At 69.5% G+C, this 23,176-nt stretch carries 20 protein-coding genes; 12 read left to right on the top strand and 8 right to left on the bottom strand.

Annotated features, from left to right (window positions below; genetic code table 11):
* The first annotated feature begins 211 nt into the window (after positions 1-211).
* The 3 genes from QY307_02305 to QY307_02295 are packed head-to-tail and all read left to right on the top strand — an operon-like array spanning position 212 to position 2,969.
* Positions 212-1,243 (top strand): peptidoglycan-binding protein, encoded by a 1,032-nt coding sequence (locus QY307_02305; GenBank protein ID WKZ83105.1) that lies wholly within the window; start codon positions 212-214, stop codon positions 1,241-1,243.
* A complete protein-coding gene (locus tag QY307_02300) occupies positions 1,234-1,884 on the top strand; it encodes an ATP-binding cassette domain-containing protein (protein ID WKZ83104.1) in 651 nt (216 codons plus the stop codon). The genes QY307_02305 and QY307_02300 overlap by 10 nt, the downstream gene beginning before the upstream one ends.
* The gene (locus QY307_02295) at positions 1,881-2,969 is read left to right on the top strand and encodes a hypothetical protein (GenBank protein ID WKZ83103.1); all 1,089 of its coding nucleotides are present in this window, start codon (positions 1,881-1,883) and stop codon (positions 2,967-2,969) included. The genes QY307_02300 and QY307_02295 overlap by 4 nt, the downstream gene beginning before the upstream one ends.
* 114 nt (positions 2,970-3,083) lie before the next feature.
* Here the strand turns inward: QY307_02295 and QY307_02290 are convergent, their stop codons facing one another.
* The 7 genes from QY307_02290 to QY307_02260 all read right to left on the bottom strand — a co-directional run bounded on the left by QY307_02290 (position 3,084) and on the right by QY307_02260 (position 11,424).
* Entirely contained in the window at positions 3,084-4,244 is a 1,161-nt protein-coding gene (locus QY307_02290; protein WKZ83102.1) for an FAD/NAD(P)-binding oxidoreductase, read from the bottom strand.
* 81 nt (positions 4,245-4,325) lie between these two features.
* Positions 4,326-5,867, bottom strand: a complete 1,542-nt coding sequence (locus QY307_02285; protein WKZ83101.1) for an LCP family protein — start codon at positions 5,865-5,867, stop codon at positions 4,326-4,328.
* Positions 5,868-5,924: 57 nt separating this feature from the next.
* Positions 5,925-7,115 (bottom strand): ABC transporter permease, encoded by a 1,191-nt coding sequence (locus QY307_02280; GenBank protein ID WKZ83100.1) that lies wholly within the window; start codon positions 7,113-7,115, stop codon positions 5,925-5,927.
* Complete coding sequence (locus QY307_02275; protein ID WKZ83099.1) at positions 7,112-7,798, bottom strand: ABC transporter ATP-binding protein; 687 nt, start codon at positions 7,796-7,798, stop codon at positions 7,112-7,114. Before QY307_02275 ends, QY307_02280 begins: the two co-directional genes overlap by 4 nt.
* Entirely contained in the window at positions 7,795-9,270 is a 1,476-nt protein-coding gene (locus QY307_02270) for a peptidoglycan-binding protein (protein WKZ83098.1), read from the bottom strand. Before QY307_02270 ends, QY307_02275 begins: the two co-directional genes overlap by 4 nt.
* Positions 9,271-9,846, bottom strand: a complete 576-nt coding sequence (locus QY307_02265) for a hypothetical protein (GenBank protein ID WKZ83097.1) — start codon at positions 9,844-9,846, stop codon at positions 9,271-9,273. It abuts the gene before it with no gap.
* A gap of 84 nt (positions 9,847-9,930) precedes the next feature.
* Positions 9,931-11,424, bottom strand: a complete 1,494-nt coding sequence (locus QY307_02260) for a nicotinate phosphoribosyltransferase (GenBank protein ID WKZ83741.1) — start codon at positions 11,422-11,424, stop codon at positions 9,931-9,933.
* 110 nt (positions 11,425-11,534) lie between these two features.
* On the opposite strand from QY307_02260, the gene QY307_02255 reads away from it, so the two are divergent.
* Positions 11,535-12,119, top strand: coding sequence for an isochorismatase family protein (locus tag QY307_02255; GenBank protein ID WKZ83096.1), 585 nt, complete (start codon positions 11,535-11,537; stop codon positions 12,117-12,119).
* Positions 12,120-12,123: 4 nt separating this feature from the next.
* On the opposite strand, the gene QY307_02250 is transcribed toward QY307_02255, so the two are convergent.
* The gene (locus QY307_02250; protein ID WKZ83095.1) at positions 12,124-14,274 is read right to left on the bottom strand and encodes an ATP-binding protein; all 2,151 of its coding nucleotides are present in this window, start codon (positions 14,272-14,274) and stop codon (positions 12,124-12,126) included.
* Positions 14,275-14,383: 109 nt separating this feature from the next.
* On the opposite strand from QY307_02250, the gene QY307_02245 reads away from it, so the two are divergent.
* The 8 genes from QY307_02245 (at position 14,384) to QY307_02210 (ending at position 23,159) form a co-directional block, all read left to right on the top strand.
* Entirely contained in the window at positions 14,384-14,614 is a 231-nt protein-coding gene (locus QY307_02245; protein ID WKZ83094.1) for a hypothetical protein, read from the top strand.
* A 90-nt stretch (positions 14,615-14,704) separates the two neighbouring features.
* Positions 14,705-16,144, top strand: coding sequence for an aminobutyraldehyde dehydrogenase (locus QY307_02240; GenBank protein ID WKZ83093.1), 1,440 nt, complete (start codon positions 14,705-14,707; stop codon positions 16,142-16,144).
* Positions 16,141-17,511: an aspartate aminotransferase family protein gene (locus QY307_02235; GenBank protein WKZ83092.1), complete on the top strand. Its 1,371-nt coding sequence runs from the start codon at positions 16,141-16,143 to the stop codon at positions 17,509-17,511. The genes QY307_02240 and QY307_02235 overlap by 4 nt, the downstream gene beginning before the upstream one ends.
* Positions 17,504-18,604 (top strand): ABC transporter ATP-binding protein, encoded by a 1,101-nt coding sequence (locus QY307_02230; protein WKZ83091.1) that lies wholly within the window; start codon positions 17,504-17,506, stop codon positions 18,602-18,604. Before QY307_02235 ends, QY307_02230 begins: the two co-directional genes overlap by 8 nt.
* Positions 18,601-19,494 (top strand): ABC transporter permease, encoded by an 894-nt coding sequence (locus tag QY307_02225; GenBank protein ID WKZ83090.1) that lies wholly within the window; start codon positions 18,601-18,603, stop codon positions 19,492-19,494. The genes QY307_02230 and QY307_02225 overlap by 4 nt, the downstream gene beginning before the upstream one ends.
* On the top strand, positions 19,491-20,363 hold the full coding sequence (locus QY307_02220) for an ABC transporter permease (protein WKZ83089.1): 873 nt from the start codon (positions 19,491-19,493) through the stop codon (positions 20,361-20,363). Before QY307_02225 ends, QY307_02220 begins: the two co-directional genes overlap by 4 nt.
* A 30-nt stretch (positions 20,364-20,393) precedes the next feature.
* Positions 20,394-21,479: a spermidine/putrescine ABC transporter substrate-binding protein gene (locus tag QY307_02215; GenBank protein WKZ83088.1), complete on the top strand. Its 1,086-nt coding sequence runs from the start codon at positions 20,394-20,396 to the stop codon at positions 21,477-21,479.
* Between the two features lie 51 nt (positions 21,480-21,530).
* Positions 21,531-23,159, top strand: coding sequence for an amidohydrolase (locus QY307_02210; protein ID WKZ83087.1), 1,629 nt, complete (start codon positions 21,531-21,533; stop codon positions 23,157-23,159).
* Positions 23,160-23,176: the final 17 nt, after the last annotated feature.

Here is a 23,176-nt window from a genome sequence, read left to right as displayed (position 1 = left end):
AAGTCTCGGGATCCCGGGTGGCGAGTACTGAAGGTGCCGCGCCGACGCCCCTCGGTCGCACGCGGCGCAGCATCAACGAACCCACCCGCCCGGGCGGGAGGAGGCGGAACGCACAGCGGGCTCGGTGCGAGGTGAGGCGCTGCCGGCATCCGTCGGCGCGTACCGGGTGCGAGGCCGCATGACCCCTCCAACTGTTATCTTTTTCTAAGTCATGCGAGGCCGCCTGGTCGCCACATTCGGGCTACTCCTGCTCCTGGTTCCCGCAGCAGCGCTGTTGTGGATTCGGGAGGGCACGGAGGATCGCCTCGCCGAGCTGCACCTCGCCCCGCAGCCCGTCGAGATGGCGGTGTCGCTGCGGGAGGACGACGGCCGCCGCAGCGTCGCCGTCACCGTCGAGTGGGGTGATACCGGAGAGGTGGCTGCTCCGGCATGGTTCGGGTTGGTCACCGAGGTGCGGGTGGCCGCCGGTGACACCGTGGGCGACGGCGACGTCCTCGTTGTGATCGACGGGGTGAGCCGACCGGCGGTGGTCTCGCCGGTGCCGTTCCATCGACACCTGGTCCTCAACGACCGCGGCCCGGACGTGGAGACGTTGCAGGGTCTCCTCAACCGCTTCGGATACCTCGAGGCAGATCCCAATGGCGTCTTCGACCGGGCGACCCTCTCCGCCGTGCAGGAGTGGGGTGCCGACCTGGGCGTCGTCGGGCGGGTGTCTGCGTTCGACCCGGCGTGGGTGATCTGGCTACCCGTCAACACCTTCGAGGTCGGCGGCGTGTTGGTAGAGCCGGGCCGAAGCGCACCCGGCCTGGGCGAGCCCATCGTGGTCGGCACCCGATCCATCGCGTCGATCGACCTGCTCGGGGTCGATAGGGCACCTTTGGCGCTGACCGGCGAGTGGGTGCTGGAGACTTCGGGGGTGACCATCCATCTGGTCGACGGGATGCCAGAGGCAGAGGATGTCGCCCTTCTCACGAATGCGCTCGACCCGTCGGTCACGGAGCTGACCGGTGTGGTGCGACTCGCCGAACCGCGTCGCGTGATCGACGTTCCCGCCGCCGCCGTGGTGGTCGGCTCCGATGGCAAGCTGTGCGTGTACCGGCCGGACGGCGGTTCCTATCGGCCGGTGCCGGTAGTGATCGGCCCGGGCAGCGCCGCCTCGGTGGCGGTGCTCTCCGGCCTGGCGGACGGCGACCTCGTCCTCGCCAACCCGGGCGACCTGCTGGAGGCGCCGGCGTGCCGCTGACCCTCGACGGGGTCTCGCACGCCTATCGACCTGGTCAGTGGATCCTGCGGGGAATCGACCTGGAGGTCGGCGTCGGCGAGGCGGTGGCTCTGCTCGGGCCGTCCGGGTCGGGGAAGACGACCCTGCTCTCGATCATGGGACTTCTGCAGACGCCGGCGGCTGGAACCGTGGCGCTCGACGGGCGCCCGGTGGGACGCCGCGGCCGGGTTCGTCTGCGATCGGAAGCCTTTGCCTGGGTGTTCCAGACGGTGAACGTGGTCCGGCGACGCACGGCGCTCGACAACGCCGCCGTGGGTCTGCTGGCTCGGGGCATGACCCGGTCTGAGGCGGAGAGCGCCGCCGCTGGGGCGCTGGGCGACGTGGGGTTGGCCGACCTGGCGTTGGCAGCCGTGCAGCAGCTTTCGGGTGGCGAGCTACAGCGGGTGTGCATCGCCAGGGCGGCGGCGGTGCGGCCGCGCTTCCTGCTGTGTGACGAGCCCACCGGCCAGCTGGACAGCTCCACCTCGGCTCGGGTGCTCGACGCCCTCTGGGCTGCTCGACGGCCCGAGACGGCGATCGTCATCGCTACCCACGATCCGAGCGTCGTCGCCCGTTGTGACCGGGTGCTCCGCCTCGTGGACGGGGAGGTGGTCTCGGGATGAGCGGTTGGCGGACACTCGAGATCGGTCGGGAGGCGTGGCGGTCGACGACGGTCTCCATGGTGCGAACCGTGGCCACGGTCGTGTTGGCGGGGGGTCTTGCCTTCGGGCTGACCTGGATGGACCTGGCCGCCACAGACGACGCCCTGGCCTTCCAGCGGGAGTTCGCGCGGCTCGGCGGGTTCGTCGCCGTGGCATCGGACTCGCAAGACCAGGTCCCGGTTGGGCGCTGCGTGTCCCTGGCTCAGCGTGTCGGGGTCATCGCAGCGGGAGCACTCTCGGCCGGCAACACGGTGCAACTGCACGAGGCGCCGGGGACGATGTTCCAGACTGGGACGGCCACCCCGGGTGCGATCCTGCTGTGGGCCGCCGACCCTCCCTCCCATGCCGACCTGGCGGTGGGTACGGTGCTCGGCAGGGCTGCGGCGGACGAGCTGGGTCTGGCCACCGGGATGCTACTGGGGGCGGACGGTCTCGACACCGCCCAGACAGTTGGTGCGGTGATCGACACCGAGGCCCGCAACCCGTTCGTCTCCCGATGGATCATCCAGGTGGGTCCGCCCGCGGGCACCGCATCCCAGTGTTGGGTGGAGTTCGCCCCTGGGACTCTGGAGACCGGCCTACAGGTGCTCGCCGCCACTTTCGCCGAGTTGCAACCGGACTTGGAGGTGCGCAGGTGGATTCGGCTCGACGATTTCGCTCGCGATCCGGTGGCCGACCTGGCCGGCCGCCCGGAGAAGGATGCCTGGATCCCGATCGGCGTCGCCATTGCCCTGCTGGTTTGGCTCACCGTGTGGGCGCGAACCTCGGAGATCGGTCTGTATCGCGCGGTCGGGACTTCCAACCCTGCCTTGTGGCTGCTCGGCCAGCTGGAGGTGGCGTACGTCCTGGTCCCGGCGATGGTCTCCGGGTACCTGTGGGCCGCAGTCGCCCACGCAGCTGTCGCCGAGGTCCAGCCCGGGATGGACCAGCTGCTGGTCGCCGCCCGGGGTGCAGGATCCGCTCTGCTCTTGGCGTTGATCACTGCTCCGCTCGCCTGGCTGTGGGCGGGTAGGGGGCAGATCGCCGCCCAGCTCAAGGACCGCTGAGCGGCTACGGGGAGGTGGGGGTGCTGGCCGGCGGCCCGCCGAGACCCATGACCGTCTCGACTTCGAGCGCTGCGACGATCCGGCCCAGGGTGGTGGAGCGCCCGGCGGTTCTGTTCAGAGCCACCTGCGGAACCAGTACTTCTCGAACGCCACCTTGAGGGCGTGCCAGCGGCGGCTCGGCTGGTGCATTCCGACTCGAGGCGTCGGTTCGGCGTAGAAGTCGCCGCGACCCAGCCCGGCGCGACCGTCACCGGTCTCGATGAAGCACTCGCCCTTGCCCTCGAAGGTGGCCGAACGGCCGCCTCCGGTGAAGGAGTCGGCGAGGTTGCGGGCCACAACGATTGCCTGGCGCTCGGCGAACACCCCGGCGCGTGGCAGCGGCTTGCCCATCGCCAGCGGGATCTGGGTGACGTCGCCGATGGCGAACACCCCGTCGAACCGGGTCGCCAGGGTGGAGCGATCCACCGGCACCCACCCGGAGTCGTCGACGAGAGGGGAGTCCCGGACCGGTTTCGGTGCCCGATGGTGGGGGACGAAGGCGAGCAGGTCGTACCCGGCCGTGGTCCCGTCGGAGAACTGCATGGTGTGGGCTTCGGGATCGACCCGTGCCACCTGGCGGTCCGGGTGGTAGGCGATGCCTCTGGCCTGGAGCATGGAGCGCACCCCGGCGGAGACCTCGGGCCCGGCGGTGCCCATGGGGCCCGGCTCGGCGGCATGGACCTCCACCGTGGCACTGCCGCCCAGGCCCTTTTCGTCGAGCATGTGTTCCAGGAGCAGGGCCGCCTCGTAGGGTGCCGCCGGGCACTTGTAGCCGGGCGCGGCGGTGAGCACGGCCACGGTGCCTCCGGTGAACCCTTCCAGGGCCCGGCGCACCCCGGCGACCCCGTCGGCGGTGTAGAGGCAGTGGCCTGCCGCGGCCAGACCGGGAACCGCATTCGGATCGAGTTCGGCTCCGAGGGCCACGATCAGGGCGTCGGCTTCTAGGGACCGCCCATCGCCCAGGGTCACCCGGCGTTGCGTCGGGTCGATCTCCGTCACCTCGGCGGTCATCACCTCGATGCCGTGACGCTCCAGCCGCTCGAGCGGACGCGAGATCTGCTCGATGGTGCGGGTCCCGGCCAGGGCCCACAGCAGCGAAGGGGCGAACAGCAGGTGGGTGCCGCGCTCGACCAGCACGACGCGATCCTGCCGGGGGAGCCTCCGGCGCAGCTCACGGGCCGCCACCACCCCTCCGATGCCTCCGCCGAGGATCACGATTGACTTCGAGTCGGCCATGCCTTCGTCTCCCTGATCAGCCCCGCGTCATCGAGAGGTCTGCACGAACGGTACCCGCCCTGCCAAACCCCCGGCAGGGCCTCACTCCTCCTCTGCGGCGACGCCGCACGCCGAGTCGAGCGGCTGCAACCCGAGGGCGGCGATCGCCTCGTCGGGGGAGAGCGTGGTGGCGATCGCCACCCGATCCCGGATCAGGTCGACGTTGGGCACGTTGTACCCCTGGATGCGGTAGGCGACGTATGAGGTGGAGGTGCCGGCGAACTCGGGGGCGTTGGGCATGAACCGCATCGACACGATCTGCTCGGTGTCGACCTTCTCGAGCACTTCGAGGAAGTCGGGGATGAGCGCCATCGGAATGTCGGTGATCACGCTCTGCTCGATCACCGGCGCCAGGGTGGGAAGCTCCCGGAGGAGGCTCACCGGGTCGGCCTGTCGCGCCAGGGCCTCCAGCACGCAGCGTTGCCTTCCCATGCGGTCGAAGTCGTCCGACTGCTGTCGGGAGCGGGCGAATGCCAGGGCCTCCCGCCCGTCCATGTGATACGTCCCGGGGAGGAACTCGATCTCCACCGAGGTCCCGTCCACCTGTGGGTACGAGGAGTCGTAGATGCGACGGGTGACGGTTATCTCCACCCCGCCCAGGGCGTCGATCATGTCGGCGAACCCCTGCAGGTCGACCATGGCGAAGTAGTCGATCTCCAGCCCGACCAGGTTGCCCAGGATCACCTTGGCGGCGTCGCCGCCGGTGTTGGGGCCGGAGAACAGGTCGGGGTATTTCTGACCGTAGGCGTATATCCCCCAGGCCAGGTTCCCGGGATCACCCCAGGCGCCGTCCGCCCAGAGTGGCTGTGCGGGATGACCCTCGGGAATCGGCAGCTTGATGAAGTTGCGGGGCACCTGGAACATGGCGGTCCACCCGGTTTCCGGGTCGACCGAGACGATGATCATGGTGTCGGTGCGGACCCCGACCCGTCCGATCCCGGCGTCGCTCCCCATCAGCAGCACGTTCACCCGATCCTCGCCGGCGAACGGGTCGGGCTCGGTCGTGGTGGTGGTCGTCGCCACCGTGGTGGTGGTCGTGGGCAGCGTGGTCGCCCCGGGCTGCGTGGTGCCGGTGGTCGTCGTCGGCGCCGGGAGCGTGGTGGTGGAGGCCTGACCGGGGTCGGCGGTGAAGTCGTGGGTGAGCAGGTCGTACAAGACCAGGTTGCGATGTCCGATCCACACGTGGGGGAGTGCGGTCGCCGCCAGGATCACCGCCAGTGCCGCCAGGTTCGTCGCCTTCCCCAACCCTCCCCGACCGGGAACACCCCTGGTGGGGGAGGCGATCTGGAAGGCGTCCATCACCGCCACGGCGCGGAATCCGAGCACGGCCACGTTGGCGGCGAGCAGGACCAGGAGCAGGCCGGGGTTGCGGAAGAAGGGGCGGGCCAGGTCGAGCGCCAGGCTCAGCCCGGTGACGTAGAACACCAGGACGAGCAGGGCCAGCGCCGGGACCACGAAGGCGAGCCCGATCCAGACGAACCACCACCCGCGGCGCCGGTGGCCCTCGCGGATCTGGCCGAGCCCGGGGAACAGCGCCGACAACAGGGCGGCGACGAGCGGGCGACCGCCTGCGTTGCTGGACATCGCCGCTCAGGATAAGTGGGCGACCCCGATAGCCGGTGTCATCGGATGGTTCCCGGCTCACGCCCCCCGCAGGGCTTCGGTCGGATCGAGGCGTGCCGCCCTCCTCGCCGGATACAGCCCGGCCACGACCCCGATCAGGATCGCAGCCGTCAGGCCGCCCCAGAGGGCGATCCCCGGGATGAGCACCGTCCAGCCGCGCAGCGACGAGTAGGCGGCGGTGACCGCCGCCCCGAGGGTGACCCCGGCGATGCCGCCGGCCGTGGCCAGGATCAGCGACTCCCCGACGAACTGCACGGCGACATGGCGCCGGGTGGCGCCCAGGGCGCGTCGCAACCCGATCTCGCCGCGCCGTTCCAGCACGGAGATCACCATCACGTTGGCCACGCCGACGCCTCCCACCACCAGCGCCACGATCCCCAGCCCCAGGAAGAGGGCGGTGAACGCTCCTTCGGCGGCGGCGCGCGCCTCGAGGGCGTCGGTGGGTCGGGAGACCTGCACCTGGTCGGGGGCTTCGGGGTCGGCGGTGGCGGGGAGCACCGCGGACACCGCGTCGAGGTGCTCCGGGGCGGCGCGTACGTAGAGGGTCTGGGGGATCCCGTCGTAGTCGAACAGGTCGGCCGCCGCCTCTTCGCCGATGATCACCGCGCGGTCCAACCCTGGAGCCAGCTCCAGCGGGTCGAGCACCCCGATGACTCCGAACCACTGCCCTCCCAGCCAGATCTGCTGGGTGCCCCCGGTGTCGGTGATCCCCAGGCGTTCGGCGGCGACGCTGCCGACGACCGCCACCGGAAGGTGGTCGGTGCCTTCGTCGAAGAAGCGCCCCGAGGAGAGGTCGCCCCCCAGGGTTGCCAGCAGGTTGTCGGGTGCTACCTGCACCGAGAGGCCGCCCGACCGGGTCTCGGGGACCAGGTCGGTGCGGAACACCTTGGCGTCCACCGCCCCCACGGCACTCACCTGTTCCACCGGGCCGATCCGATCCACCATCGCCTCGGCGGTGCTGGTGAGCGTGCCGGTCCCGGTTCCGATTCCGCTGCCGGCCTCGACCACCAGCAGGTTGGTGCCGAGACGATCCAGGCTGCTGAGCAGATCCGACTTGCTCGACTCGGAGAGGCCGAGCACCGCCACCATCGAGGCGATGCCGATCGTGATCCCGAGAGCCGAGAGGATGGCGCGGGTGGTGCGGGTGCGAAGGCCGACGACGGCCACGCGCGCCGCATCGCCGCGGCGGAGCCTGCTGGCGTCGCTCATGCCGCCCTCCGATCGGCGACCACGACACCGTCGCGCATCTCAACCCGCCGGGCGAAGCGCGAGGCGACGTCGAGGTCATGGGTGATCACCACCAGGGTCACACCGGACCGGTTGAGCCCGGTGAGGAGGGCGATCACGGCCTCGCCGGTGGCGGAGTCGAGGTTCCCCGTGGGCTCGTCGGCGAGCACCACGTCGGGGCTGCCGACGATGGCGCGGGCCACCGCCACCCGCTGCCTCTCCCCGCCAGAGAGCTTCTCGGCGGGATGGTCGGCGCGATGGGAGAGCCCGACCCGATCCAGGGCCTCGGCGGCCAGGCGCCGGCGATCGGCCGGGTCGACCCCGCGGTACAGGAGCCCGTCGGCGACGTTGTCCATCGCCCGATACCCCGGCAGCAGATGGAACTGCTGGAAGACGAACCCGATGTGATGGGCCCGCACCGCCGACAGCGCCTCGTCGGAGAGGCCGGCGGTCGGTCGCCCGGCGATTGTGACCAGGCCCGACGTGGGTCGGTCCAGGGTTCCCATCACATGGAGCAGCGTCGACTTGCCGGAGCCCGAAGGCCCCACTATCGCCACCGCTTCCCCGCGATCCACCACCAGATCGACCGACCTGAGGGCGGCCACCGGGGGCGTGCCCGGATACTGCTTGACCACCTGGTGCAGTTCGAGTACCCGATCGCTCACGGCACCACCACCTCGTCGCCGGGGGCGAGGCCGTCCGAGGAGACCTCCACCCAGCCATCGGCGTACAGGCCGGGCGTGACCGGCACCAGCCGGGTGGCTCCGGCACCATCGCTCACCTCGACGGCGTAGCCGCCTTCGGCCAGCGCCAGCAGGGAGGTGACGGGCACGGCGGTGACCCCCTGACGGGAGTCGGTGACCACGTGCACGTCGACCGGCGCCTGATCCAGGTCGGCGCCCACGGTGGCGTCGAGCAGCTCGATCGTGGTCTCGAACACCACGGCACCGGTCTGCAGCCGGGTGGCCACACCGGAGATCGAGACCACCACGCCCTCGGCCTCGCTTCCGTCGGGGAGTTCGACGGTGACCGTCTGTTCCACCGCCAGCAGGGACTGGTCGTCGGCGGGCAGGCCGAGCAACACGACGCTGCTCGAACCGGTGGTGGCGAGCACCGGGGTCCCGTTGCTCACCGGGCGGCCCACCGTCACCAGGGCGTCGGTCACCCGGACCGGCTCCGGGAGAAACACCACCTCACCCAGGTGGACGACGCCGTCGGGCTCGGCGCCCACGGCGCGCTGCCATGCCGTCACCGCCGTCCTGGTCGCCTCGTCGAACACCCCGGAGACCGGGACTTCGTGGCCCAGCCTCACCAAGGCCTCCTGAAGCTGGCGCACGTCGTCGCCTTCGATCGGCTCGGCGCCCACCTGGGCGGTGAGAATCGGCGCAGTCGGGGAGGCGAATGTCCCGACGCTCGCCTGGACCTGCTCGATCTCAGCGGGACCGGGGAGGAACACGGCGTCACCGGGGGTGAACCGCCCATCCACTTCGAGGCCGGAGGCCTCCTGCCACTCCCGGACCATCGCCTCGGTGGCCGCGGTGAACTCCTCGTCGACGACGACCGTGGCGTCGGGGTCGTAGCCCAGGGAGACCAGGGCCGCCTCCAACTGCTCCACGTCGCGTCCGGTGCTGCCGTTGCGCAGGACGCGCCAAGCAGGCACATCGCCCTCGAGGAGGATCACCGGGACATCGTCGATGCGAAGCAGCTCGCCTCCGAAGGGGATCAAGTCGCCCGCCGCGGGGAGTGAGGTGACCGTTCCCTGCCGCCCCGGGGCGACCGGGTGCAGCACGGGGTCGAGACCCAGGTCGCGGTAGGCGGGCAGCGCCCCCAGCAGGAGCACCACCGGCTCGCCGTCGACGGCGAACAACTGGTCCCCTTCGACGACGAGGGCACCACCCTCGGCCACGGCGGTGACAGTGCCGTTGGCCCGTGCCGCCACCGGGTCGCTCTCCGGGAACCCGAGGGTTCCGGCGAGGGTGGTCACCTCGACCATGTCGCGTACCTGGACCGTCTCCAGATTCGAGGTGTCCGCCGGCTCGGCTGATCCGCCGCCACCGTTGGTGTAGATGACCGCGGCGCCGGTGATCGCCACCACGGCGATGGAGGCGCCGAGGGTGAGGATGAGTCGCTTGCTCATTCAGGATCCTTCCCCGCTCGGACCGAACGAGAACTCGACCCGGCAGGCGTCGATCGCCGCCTGGACCTCGGGGTCCTCCATGTCGATCGCGGAGTCGCCGAACGGGCGCCCCCCACCTTCGCCGCCTCCGGATCCGATGGCGGTGAGATCGGGGTCGGGCCAGTCGATGCCCTCATCACGCATGCACTGGGCGAACGCCAGGAGGTCGTCCTCGAACTCGGTCAGGTCCTCCCTCTCGAAACTGGTGACCACACCCTCCAGGAGCGGGCGGCAGGCGTCGAGGGCGGCCCGGGTGGCCTCGTCGGGCCGCCCCTGGCTCATGCCGAGCTGGCTGCGGAAGTCCCAACTCCCGTTCTCGTCGAACACGGGATCGTCCACGTCGAGGCCCTCGTCGCGCAGGCACTCGGTGAACTCGAGGGCCGCCTCCTCGGCGGCGGCGGCCGCCTGGTCCGCAGCGGTGGTGGTCACCGCCGCCGGGTCGTCGATGCTGGCCACGCCTCCCGCGGCGCCACCGTCGCCGCCACAGGCGACGACGGTCACGGCCATCAGTACGGCGAGGGCGATCGTCTTCTTCATGGTCTGGAACCTCCTGTCGATGACCGGCACGATGACATGCCCATCTGATCGGACCCTCAGGATGCGATGAGAGGAGGGTGAGACTCAGTCCGGTGGCGTGGCGCCCAGGGCAGCCGCCACCGTCTGCTGCCGGAGGTCCCAGAGGGCGCGGGTGAGCGACACGTGGTGGATGTGGGGGTGCATCATGCGGCGCACGCCGGGATCCAGTCGTTCCAGGTCGTCGTTCCGTCGCCGTCGGAGAACCTCGATGGGCTCGGGAGCCATCACCCGGCGTCCCTCAGCCCAGGCGAGCACCGGGAGCCGCTCGATCTTCCCGATCTCGTTCCGGGACAGGACCCGCATCACGTCCTGCTCGTGCAGGTGACGCAACTCGATCGTCGCGGCTGCGGAGAGGTCCTCGTCCTCGAGGGCCATGACGTCGGCCGTGGCTCGCCCCCTGCCGTCGTAGATTCGCACCACCTGCTTGCGTCCCGGGATCACCGTCTTGCGGGGCGTCTCCGACACCTTCACCGCCGGCAGCCAGGCGCCGTCGCGGCGCAGCGCCACCAGCTTGTACACGGCGTCCAGGGAGGGTGCCCCCTGCGAGGTGATCAGACTGGTTCCGACGCCGAACGCCAGCCGGGCTATCAGCGCCTCGGGTTCCATCCCGTAACTCCCCGCCTCCTGCTCGATCTGGGTCATGATCTGCCAGATGGCGAGCTCGTCGAGGCCTCCGGAGAGGACGATCGTCGTGTCGCCGAACCCGGCGTCGTCGAGCATGCGGGCGGACCGCACCGCCAGGTGTGCCAGGTCTCCCGAGTCGAGGCGAATGCCGACCGGCTCGTGCCCGGCCGCTCGAAGCTCCTGGAACACGCGAATGGCGTTGGGCACCCCGCTCTCCAGGGTGTCCACGGTGTCGACCAGGAGCAGGCAGGAGTCGGGGTAGAGGCGGGAGTAGGCGCGGAAGGCTTCGACCTCGCCCAGGCCGAGAGCCATCGAAACCTGCACCATCGAGTGGGCGTGGGTTCCGGACGGGGCCACGCCAGCGTCCCGAGCCGCCCCGACGAACGAGGTGGAGGTGGCCCCTCCGATCAGTGCCGCCCGGGTGCCTGCCGCCGCCCCGTCGGAAGGGCCGCGCCTCACTCCGAACTCGAAGACCGGCCTGCCCCGGGCGCTCTCGGCGACCAGGCTCGCTTTGGTGGCGATCAGGGTCGGGTAGGCGAGCCGGTTGAGCAACGCCGTCTCCATGATCTGGGCGACGGCGAGCGGTCCCTCCACCATGGTGAGGGTGACCCCGGCGTGGACCACCCGGCCTTCGGGGACGGTGCTCAGCATCACCCCATCGAGATCGATGCCGCCCAGCCAGTTCAGGAAGGCGGAATCGAACAGTCGCCGACCCCCGGGGTCGGTCAGGGTGGCCAGGTATTCGAGATCCCGGGGGGTGAAGGCGAATCGCGCCATCCAGTCGAGGAGGTCGGCCACGCCGGCGTGGATGCAGTACCCCGCCTGGTGGGTTCCGTAGTCGGGGTGGGTGCGGAAGGAGTGCTCGAACAGTGCCTGCGTCTCGTGCAGGCCCTCTTCGAAGTAGAGCCGGGCCATCGTGAGCTCGTAGAGGTCGACGATTAGGGCGCCGGCGTCTGGTGGCTGGGGTCGGTCCACGTCGCCGAGGCTACCCACCCGGTGCCGTCACCCGGCGATAGGCTCCGGTCATGGTCGAGTACGACCCGGAGACCGCCCTGGTGGTGGTCGACGTGCAGAATGACTTCGCCGACCCGCGCGGCAGCCTCTACGTGCAGGGTGCCGAGGCCGTCGTCGCCGCCGTGGGCGCCGAGATCTGGCGGGCTGCAGACGCCGGCGCACCGGTGGTGTACACCGCCGACTGGCATCCACCCGACACCCCGCACTTCGCCAAGGACGGCGGCATCTGGCCGGTCCACTGCGTGGCCGGTACCTGGGGCGCCGAGTTCCACCCGGCGCTACCGGTGATCGGGCCGGTCGTCCACAAGGGCGCCGGCGGCGAGGACGGTTACTCCGGGTTCACCATGCGCCATCCGGTGACCGGAGAGACCGTGCCCACCGCCCTCGCCGGGCTCCTGCGGGAGCATCGGATCGCTCGGCTGGTGGTGGTGGGGCTGGCCACCGACTACTGCGTGGCGGAGACCGCACTGGACGGCTTGGCCGCCGGGTGGGAGGTGATCGTGCCCACCGGCTGCGTGGCCGCCGTCGACCTGCAGCCAGGCGATGGGGAGCGAGCGTTGCAGCGAGTCGCCGCCGCAGGGGGAGAGGTGGCGTGAAGGCTCAGCCGTCCGCCGGCGTATCGGCGGGAGCCTTGGCGGGAAGGGTGAAGGTGAAGGTGCTCACGCCACCCTCGTACGAGTAGACGATGTCACCTCCCATCAGCCGGGCCAACTGGCGGGAGATGGTCAAGCCGAGACCGACCGACGCCGGTTGGGTGGCGATGTCGTGGGCACGCTCGTACGGCTCGAACACCTTCTCCCGGAGGTGCTCGGGGATACCAGGCCCGTCGTCGCACACATCGACCCTGACCTCGCCGCTGACGACGGAAGCCCGCACCGCGACCTTGCCTCCCCCGTAGCGGAAGGCGTTGGTGAGCAGGTTGCGCAGCACCTGGCGGACCCGCGTCGGATCGCCCCAGGCCTCAAGAGCCTGGATGTCAAGCGTCACGGCGTCCCGATCCGGGCCGGGCAGGGCACCGACCACGGCACCGACCAACACGGGAAGGTCGAACTGGCGGGCGGCCACCGCCACCCGGCCGATGTCGGCGCGCGCCGCCACCAGCAGGTCCTCGACGATGTGTGCCACCTCGGTGCTCTGGGCGGCGAGAAGGGCGGTGAGCTCCTCCCGATCGGAGTCGGCGAGGTCGGTCTCGGAGTGGAGGAGGCTGGCCGCCCCCACGACCGCCGTCAGGGGCGTGCGAAGCTCATGGCTCACCGAGGCGACGAACTCGTCCTTGGCTCGCACCAGCTGCTCCAGACGCTCCTGCTGCGCATCGCGCTCCCACGAGGCGCCGATCATCTCGGCGACGGTCTGCAGGAGCCTCACGTCGCGCTCGTCCCACTCCCGGCTGCCGGTGCTGTCGGTCAGCCCCACCAGGCCCACCCATCGCTCGCCGATGAAGATGGGGACGTCCAGCTCGCGCTTGGTAGCGACACCCGCGTAGAGGGCTCGCTCCGGGCCGTCCAGCTGGGTGACATCGAAGGAGAACGGGAGGCCCTGGGAGAGATGGGCGAAGGCCTGGGGCATGTCGGCCCAGGGCGTCATGGTCCAGCGGTCGTAGTCGACGACCAGATCCTCGGCGTCGGCCTCGTAGACCAGCGATGAGCACGGCCCCAGCACCGGGTGCTCCGAGTTGCGCTCCACGAACACCGACGTGACCTCGGCGGCGAGGAGGAGCTCGTCGAGCCCTGCCCGGATCGCCTCCTGGGTGCGTTCTGTGAGCAGGCCGCGCGACAGGGCGAAGATCGCTCTCTCGTAGGCCTGCCGGCGTCCCTCCTCGGTGACGTCCTCCAGGGTGCCCTCGAAGTAGAGCACGCTGCCCTGGGCGTCGGTGACGGCTCGGGCACTGTCGCGCACCCACATCTGGGTGCCGTCGCGCCGCCGCATCCGGTGCAGTACGGCAGGCAGGGAGCCGGTCTCGTCGGTGCTCGCCGCCCAGGCGGCGCGATCGGCCGGGGAGGCGTAGGTCACCAGGGCCGACTGCCCCACCAGCGACTCCCGGTCCGAATAGCCGAGCAGGGACACCAGGGCCGGGTTGGCTTCGAGGATGGTGCCGTCGAGGGCGGTTCGGTACGCCCCGACGGGAAGGCCCTCGAAGAGGGTCCTCAGCCGCTCCTCGCGCGCCTCGAGGTCGGAGCGATACCGGGCGCGACGCGCCTCGTCCCGGGTCGCCTCGAGCGCCACCCGGCCCAGGTAGGGGACGAACACGACGAAGGAGATGATGGTCAGCAGGGCCGCCTCCCCGGCAGACCATGTCGCCGGCTCCAACACCCGATCGACCAGGACCGTCGTGCCGCCGACGGCGAGCATGGCGTAGCCGGCGACCAGAGCGGCCCTGATGCCGGACATGACCAGCGGAGCAAGGGCGGCACTCACCGCCAGGGGAGCCAGCAGGGCGGCGAAAGGCGGTCTGGTGAGGGCGATTGCCAGCGAGACCACCGTGGCGTCGAGCATCAGGGAGGGGGCGGCGCTGGCTCCCGGATGGCGGACTCGAACCATCGAGTCGATCAGCAGCGGCGTCACTGCAGCCGCAGCCACCAGGCCTGGTGGCCAGTCCCAGAGCAGCGACGCCGCCGCCAGCAGCACCATGGCGGTTGCCGATCCGATCGCCCGCGAGGCGTGGAGCACGCGGGAGAGCCGGTGATAAGTCGAAACCGATGCGGTGTTGTTCATCGATGAGCCTCGAGCCTGAGCCACCGATCTATCGGACATGGGCTTGAGGGTCTTGACCGGTGCCGGCGGGTGGAGTCGTTGGGTGGGAGGGTACCCACCGCGATACCGGTAACCACATTGCTTGGGAGCGGAGTTCCCGGTGGTTAGCGTGCCGACCACATCGACCATGGAGGCGGCAGTGGCTTGGGAGTACAGCATCAAACAGTTTGCGACCACCGAGCGGTGGACCGACGAGAACCGGATCGCCGAGATCAAGCGTCTCGAGGACTACGCCAACCGGATGGGTGGCGACGGGTGGGAGTTCGTGGCGCTGCAGCCGGTCCCGACCCATCCGGTCGGCCATGTGCTGGTGTCGATCCTCCGACGCCCCGCGACCTGAAACCTGATCGAAAACAGACTCCGGGACACGACGCGACGGCTCGCGACGCGTTAGGTTTTCGGCGGCGGATCGAGCACGAGGGAGGCAGCCGTGGCCTGGAAGCTGTGGATCGATGGCGGGTGGAGAGACGGCCGGGGTGGTGGCACCGCCGATCTGGAGAACCCGGCCACCGAGGAAGTCGTGGACCAGGTCACCGAGGCCTCGCCCGAGGACGTGGGCGCGGCGGTGGCGGCGGCTCATCGCGCCTTCTACGACGGCCGTTGGTCACGCATCAGCCCCGGCGAGCGCTCGGAGGCGATCCACACCCTGGCCCGGATGCTGGACGAGCGCGGGGCCGAGTTCGCCAAGGTGGAGAGCGAGGACACCGGAAAGCCGTACCAGTCGATGAGCCTGGAGAACGATGTCGCCTTCTCGGTGGACAACCTGAAGTTCTTCGCCGCTGCCGCCCGCAGCACAGCCGGCACCGCCGCCGGCGACTTCCTCAAGGGCTACACCTCGATGCTGCGGCGCGAGCCGGTGGGTGTGGTGGGGCAGATCACCCCGTGGAACTATCCGCTCAACATGGCGGTGTGGAAGATCGGGCCGGCACTGGCTGCAGGGTGCACCATCGTGCTCAAGCCGGCGCCGACCACGCCGCGTACCACGCTGATGCTGGCCGAGTTGGCCAAGGAGGCTGGCATCCCGGACGGGGTGCTCAACGTGGTCACCGGGGGAAACGAAGTAGGGCAGTGGATCGTCGAGCATCCGGATGTCCGCATGGTGTCGCTCACCGGGTCCACCCCCGCCGGGAAGAAGGTGATGGCCACCGCCGCCGAGACCCTGAAGCGGGTCCACCTCGAGCTGGGAGGCAAGGCTCCCTTGCTGGTGTTCGACGACGCGGACGTAGAGGCGCTCGCCGCCGGGGCGACCCTCGGCGCCACGTTCAACTCCGGCCAGGACTGCACGGCGGCGACCCGCGTCTACGTGGAGCGAAGCCGCTTTGACGAGGCGGTGGACGCGGTGGCCGCCGCCATGGCCGAAGTCAAGGTGGGTGGGCCCTACGATCCCGAGGCCGCGATGGGCCCACTGATCTCAGGCCGTCAGAAGGAGCGGGTTGCCGGGTTCGTGGAGCGCGCCGCGGCCCAGGGGGCGCGCGTCGTCGTCGGTGGCGGCACCCCGGTGGGCCTGGAGAAGGGCCACTACTTCGCTCCGACGGTCATCGCCGACGCCGCTCAGGACTCCGAGATCGTACAGAACGAGGTGTTCGGCCCGGTACTGGTGATGCTGCCATTCGATGGGGAGGAACAGGCGATCGGCTTCGGGAACGACGTGCTCTACGGCCTGGCGGCCTCGGTGTGGACCCGGGACGTGGGACGGGCGATGCGCGTGGCTGCCGCCCTCGAGTTCGGAACGGTGTGGATCAACGATCACCTGCCGATCACCTCCGAGTTCCCCCACGGCGGGTTCAAACAGTCCGGTTTCGGCAAGGACATGTCGGAGGAGGCGGTCCTCGACTACACGATCAGCAAGCACGTCCTGATCAAGCAATGAGCCTGGATCGCGATCGGATCGCCGCACTGAGGGAACGCCGGCTGTCGGCGCTGGCCGGCCGCACCACGGCATCGCGCGCACTGCTCGAAGAGGCTCGGCAGGTGCTTCCGGCAGGCGTGCCCTCGTCGTTTCAGGATCAGCCGCCGCACCCGATCTACGTGACCCACGGAGAGGGTTCCCGCGTGTGGGACGTGGATGGAAACCAATACACCGACTTCCACAACGGGTTCGGCGTGATGGTGACCGGCCACGCCCATCCGGTGATCGCCGAGGCCATCGCCGGCGCCGCCCGGCGGGGCACCCACTTCGCCGCCCCCGGCGAGGCGGCGGTGCGGGTGGCCAGGGAGCTCTCGCGCCGTTTCGGTCTGCCCAAGGTGCGGTTCGCCAACTCGGGCACCGAGGCCACTCTCGACGCCATCCGCCTCGGGCGGGCCTTCACCGGCCGTGACGGCGTGGTCAAGATCGAAGGCACCTACCACGGACATCACGATTCGGTGATGGTCTCGGTGCACCCCGATCCCGGGAAGATCGGGCCCCGCCACAGCCCGGCCAGGGTGCCACAGAGCGCAGGCATCCCGCAGGCGGTGGTCGACCTGGTGACCGTGGTTCCGTTCAACGACCCAGACGCCCTGGAGGCGGCGTTGCGCTCCGATCCCGGCATCGGCACGATGATCATCGAGCCGATGATGCTCAACATCGGAGTGGTCGAGCCGCTGCCGGGGTACCTGGCGGCAGTGCGCGAGATCACCGCCCGCCACGGGGTGGTCCTGGTGTTCGACGAGGTGAAGACCGGATGCACCATCGCCCCCGGCGGCGCCGTGGAGCGCTTCGGCGTGGTGCCCGACCTGGTGGCGCTGGCCAAGGCGACCGGGGGCGGGACTCCGATCGGGGCGATCCTGGGCACCGAGGAGATCATGGCTCTGGTGACCGAGGGCAAGGTGACCCAGGTGGGAACCTTCAACGGGAACCCGCTGACCATGGCCGCCGCCGAGGCCACCCTCACCCGGGTGCTCGACGCTGCCGCCTACGCACGGCTAGAGGCCGCCGGTAGGCGGATCCTGGAGGGCTGCGCCGCCGTCTGCGACCGCTTCGGCCTGCCCGCCTACACCACGGGGATGTCCTCCAAGGGCTGCGTCATGTTCGCTCGTGAGCGGGTGGTCGACTACCGCTCCTACCTGGAGCACTTCGACGAGGAACTCAACTATCTGGCGTGGCTGTACCACATGACCGAGGGAGTGTTCATGACACCGGGTGGTGACGAGCAGTGGACCCTGTCGATCGCCCACACCGATGCCGAGCTCGACCACTACGTGGCGGTGTTCGAGTCGTTCGCCTCGGATGTCACCGGGAGGCGGGCGGTTGCCTGACACCATCATCCCCGCGACCCCGACCGCCCCCTTCGAGGCGGTGCGCCTCGAAGGCGTCACCAAGAGATTCGGGCATGTGGTGGCGGTCGACCGCCTCGACCTGGCTGTGGCCGACGGCGAGTTCTTCTCGCTCCTCGGGCCCAGCGGCTGTGGGAAGACGACCACGCTGCGAATGATCGCCGGGTTCGAGTTCCCCACCGAGGGGTCGCTGCTGATCCACGGCGTGGAGATGGCTCTGCAGCCGCCCAACCGCCGGCCGGTCAACACGGTGTTCCAGTCGTACGCCCTGTTCCCGCACATGACCGTGGCGGAGAACGTCGGTTTCGGCCTGCTGATGCGCAAGACGCCGCGCGGCGAGATCGGCGAGAAGGTGAGCCGTGCGCTGGACATGGTGCAGCTCAGCCATCGCGCCGACGCCACCCCGTCGCAGCTTTCGGGGGGGCAGCAGCAGCGTGTCGCCCTGGCGCGTGCGCTGGTGAACGAGCCCGAGGTGCTGCTCCTGGACGAGCCGCTGGGCGCCCTCGACCTCAAGCTCCGCCAGGCGATGCAGGTCGAGCTCAAGGACCTTCAGGCTCGCGTCGGCATCACCTTCATCTACGTCACCCACGATCAGGAGGAGGCGCTCACCATGAGCGACCGCATCGGGGTGATGAACGAAGGGCGGCTGCTCCAGGTGGGCACGCCCCAGGAGATCTACGAGCACCCCGGCTCACGGTTCGTCGCCGACTTCATCGGCGAGATCAACCTGCTGCCGGCGACCGTCGTCGACGGTGGGTCGGTGCGCCTTCTCGGCGGCCTGGTGGTCGCCGGGTCGGGGGTCGGGGCGCCGGGCGAGGAGGTGACGGTGGCGATCCGCCCCGAGCGCTTCGAGCTCTACGACCCGGACGAGGCCATTCCGGACGGGCTCAACCGGCTTCCCGGCACCGTCATCCGGCGCACCTACTTCGGCGACGTCTTCTACTACGACGTGGACACCCCGGCCGGCGTGATCGAGGCCAAGGAGGAGAACCGGCCCGGGGTCGAGCTGTACGAGGTGGGGGAGCAGACGGTGGTCACCTGGGACCCGGAGGCTTCCACGGTCGTGGGCGGATGACGGCGCCACCTGATACGACCGAGACCGCTCGCCCCGAGTTGGAGGCGGCATCTCGGCGGGCCGAGGCTCGACGCGGGTTCCTGATCGCCCTGCCCTCATGGTTCTACCTGATGCTGTTCTTCGCCGTCCCGCTGGTGATCGTGTTCGTGTACTCGTTCGGCACTCGCACCAGCACCGGGCGCACCACCCTCTCCGACCTCAACCTCGACTCGTACCGGCGACTGTGGGACCCGCTGGTGGGTCAGATCGCCCTGCGTTCGCTGACTCTGGCGGTGGCGACGACGGTGATCTGCCTGCTGGTGTCGTATCCATTCGCCTACTTCATCGCCACCCGGCGTCCGGTGGTGCGCAACCTCCTCCTGGTGCTGGTGATGATCCCGTTCTGGTCCAACTTCCTGGTTCGCACCTATGCCTGGAAGGTGCTCCTGGGCAGCGACGGACCGCTCTCCCAGCTCTCCCAGGCCCTCGGGGGCGAGCCGATCCGGCTGCTCTTCACCAACACGGCGGTGCTCATCGGGTTGGTGTACGGGTTCATGCCGTTCATGGTTCTGCCGCTGTACGCCGCCCTGGAGCGGATGGACTGGAGCCTGGTCGAGGCGGCCCGCGATCTCTACGCCGACGGCTGGACGGCGTTTCGCAAGGTGACCTGGCCTCTCTCCCGACCTGGCGTGGTCGCCGGGTCGATCCTGGTGTTCATCCCGGCCCTCGGCGCCTACGTCACGCCGGCCATCCTCGGGGGGGCACGCACCACGCTGCTCGGCGACTACATCGTCAGCCAGTTCCTCGCCGCCCGCAATCAGCCGTTCGGGGCGGCGCTCTCCTTCGGCCTGATGGCCGTGATGCTCGCCGCCACCGTCGTGTACTTCCGCTCCGGAGCCAAGAACCTATGAGCGCCGTCGGCCTACGGCCCAAGAGCCCGGTGGAGAGGGTGATGGCATCCCACGCCGGGTTGGTTTTCGTCTTCTTCTACGCCCCGATCCTGCTGCTCGTGGTGTTCTCGTTCAACGACAACAGCAACGTCGGCATCTGGACCGAGCCGTCGCTTCGTTGGTACCGGGAGGTGTTCGCTTCGGCTCCGGTGATGAACGCGGTGCGCAACTCGCTCATCGTCGCCGCCATCTCGACGGTGGTCTCGACGGTCCTGGGCACGACAACCGCCCTGGCCTTGGAGCGTTTCCGGTTCCGGGGGCAGCGGGTCTACGACGGGCTGGTGTACCTCCCGATCATCATCCCCGACGTGACCATGGCGGTGATGATGCTGCTCTTCTTCGCCCAGACCTTCACCATGCTGGAGGGGGCGGTCGGGTGGAGCCCATCCTTCGGGCTGGGAACCATCTCCTTGAGCCACATCGCGTTCAACATCTCGTTCGTGGCGGTGGTGGTGCGTGCCCGGCTCGGCCAGTTGGATCCCCGTCTGGAGGAGGCAGCAGCCGACCTCTACGCAGGCCGCTGGCAGGCGTTTCGCCGGGTGACTCTCCCACTGATCCTCCCTGGCGTGCTCGGCGGGGCACTCCTGGCGCTGACGCTTTCCCTCGACGACGTGGTGGTCACGTCGTTCGTGGCAGGGCCGGGGGCCACGACCCTGCCGGTCTACGTGTTCGGCTTGGTGAGGCGGGGGGTCACCCCGCTCATCAACGCCGTGAGCACGGTCATGTTGCTTGCTTCGATGGTGCTGATCGCCGTTTCGCTCGGCCTCCAGAGGGGTGCCGGGAGTAAGGTGATCGCTGCGGCGGCACCCGACGGTGACGCCACGCTCTGAAACTGACGATGGAGCCAAGGGAGACACGGAATGAAGAGAATGCCCAGGGCCGTCGGCCTGGTGGCCATCCTGATGCTGGTGGCCACCGCATGTGGTGACGACGGCGGAGACACCGTCGCAGTCGGGGACTGCACCGCAGGCCAGACCGATGGCGACCTCAACTTCTACAACTGGTCGGAGTACATGGACCCCGATCTGATCGCGGCCTTCGAAACCGAGTACGGGGTCGACGTGGTCGAGTCGTTCTACGAGTCCAACGAGGCGATGCTCGCCCAGCTCCAGTCGGGAGTCGTCTACGACCTGGTCGTTCCCTCGGACTACATGATCAAGATCATGATCGACGAGGGCCTCCTGATGAAGCTCGACAAGGAAGCCCTCACCAACTACGGCAACCTTGCGGAGAGCTTCCGCACTCAGCCCTACGACCCGACCGGCGATTTCTCGGTCGCCTACCAGTACGGGACCACGGGCCTCGGGGTGAACCTCACCATGGTCGGGGACGACTTCGTGCCCTCGTGGGCGCTGGTCTTCGACACCGAGATCACCAGCAAGTACCCGGTGGGTGTCTCGCTGCTCAACGACCCCAGGGAGACGATGGGCGCCGCCCTGGAGTACCTGGGCTACTCGCTCAACGACACCAACATCGACCACCTGGATGAGGCCGCCCAGCTGATCAAGAACGCCAAGGCGAACATCGCCACCTTCGACTCGGACCAGTACGACGAGAACCTGGTGAACGGCGAGGTCGCGATCGCCCACGGCTACTCGGGCAACATGATCGTGGTGATCGGCGAGGCCGAGAACCCCGACGACTTCGTCTACGTCCTGCCAGAAGAAGGGGCCACCCTGTGGATCGACAACATGGCGATCCCGGCCAACTCGAACGCCCCGTGCACTGCGCACACGTTCATCGACTGGCTGCTCGACGCCGAGAACGGCGCCGCCCTCACCAACTGGAACTACTACGGCAGCCCCAACGAGGCGGCCACCCCGTTCCTCGACGAGGAAGTGGTCGAGTTCTACGAGGACACGCTGACGGCGAAGCTCGAGGTGATCACCGACACCGGTGACTACGAGATCAACTTCACCGACAAGCTGGCAGAGGCGAAGAGCTAGGCAGAAGCGGCGACGAGTGGCGCCCGCCGCGGCGGGCGCCACTCACGCGCCATGTCCATGACCCGGCCGGCCGATCTGGTGCTCACGGGCGGAGCGGTGTTCCGCTCCGATCCGGCGCGCTCGATCGCCTCGGCGGTGGCGGTCGCCGACGGAAGAGTTGTCGCGGTCGGCGGGGACGGGGAGGTGGGTGTTCTCATCGGCCCCTCCACCGAGGTGGTCGACCTGGCCGGCCGCTTGGTCTGCCCCGGGTTTCAGGATGCGCACGTCCATCCCCACCATGGCGGCCGCACGATGCTCACCTGTGACCTGAGCGACGCCGCCGGGCCCGCCGAGGCGGAGGAGCGCATCGTTCGCTACGCAGCGGAGCACCCCGAGGAGCCGTGGGTGACCGGCGGCGGCTGGCAGTTCCCCTGGTACCCGGGCGGCATGCCGTCCGCCGACCTCCTCGACCGGCTGGTTCCGGATCGGCCCGCCTACCTGAGGGTTGCCGACGGCCATGCAGGCTGGGCCAACCACGCCGCCTTGAACCTGGCCGGGATAGCAGCCGGCACCGCCGACCCCGCCGACGGTCGCATCGAGCGGCTCCCTGACGGCACGCCCCAGGGGACCCTCCAGGAGGGCGCCATGGACATCGTGGAGCGGGTGGTGCCTCCGGAGTCCTCGGCAGATCGGGAGCGGGCGCTGCTCGAGGGCCAGCGACATCTGCTCTCGCTGGGGATCACCGCCTGGCAGGACGCCATCGTCACCCAGGAACTGCACGACTCCTACCTGAAGACGGCAGGCGACGGCCGCCTGATCGCCTCGGTCCGAGGCGCACTGTGGTGGTCACCGGAGTCGGGCATGGAACAGCTGGATCGGTTCGAGGAGATGCGCGCCGAATCTGGTGGTCGTTATCGAGCCGGGTCGGTGAAGCTGATGCTCGACGGGGTGTGCGAGAACTTCACCGCCAGGATGCTGGAGCCTTATCTGGGCGGCGACGGCAGGCCCACCGGCAACGCCGGCATCGACTTCATCGATCCCGACAATCTGGGTGAGATCGTCACCGAGGTGATGCGACGGGGCTTTCAGCCCCACTTCCACGCCTTGGGCGACGCCGCGGTGCGAAACGCCCTGAACGCGGTGGAGCAGGGACGCCGCACGCTCGGCTGGAGCGACGTGCGACCCCTCATCGCCCATCTGCAGGTGGTTCATCCCGACGATGTCCCCCGCTTCCGCAGACTTGGTGTCGTCGTGGACGCGCAGCCTCTGTGGGCATGCAACGAGGCGGCCATGACCGAGCTCACCATCCCTTTCCTCGGAGAGGAGCGGTCCCGGCACCAGTACCCGTTCGGAGACCTGCTGCGCGCCGGAGCCACGCTGGCGATGGGGAGCGACTGGTCGGTGTCCACCCCCGACGTCATGCAACAGGCGTACGTCGCCGTGACGCGAAGCGTGATCGGCGATGCCGACGCTCCTGCGTTCCTTCCCGACCAGGCGATCACCATCGCCGATGCCCTCGTCGGGTTCACCGCAGGGTCGGCGTACGCCAACCATCTCGATTCCGACCGCGGCACCATCGGGGTCGGGGTGATGGCCGATCTGGTGGTGTTGGGTGGGAATCCGTTCGAAGAGGACGAGTTCTGGCGGATCGGGGTCGATCTCACCATCGTGGGCGGCGAGATCGTCCATCGCACCGCCTGAGATCGGGCAGGGTGGGG

The sequence above is a fragment of the Acidimicrobiia bacterium genome, from assembly GCA_030584185.1.
Classification (GTDB): Bacteria; Actinomycetota; Acidimicrobiia; order Spongiisociales; family UBA11373.
The sequence above is the reverse complement of the archived record's forward strand: the minus strand, read 5'-3'. Positions and strand labels throughout refer to the sequence as shown.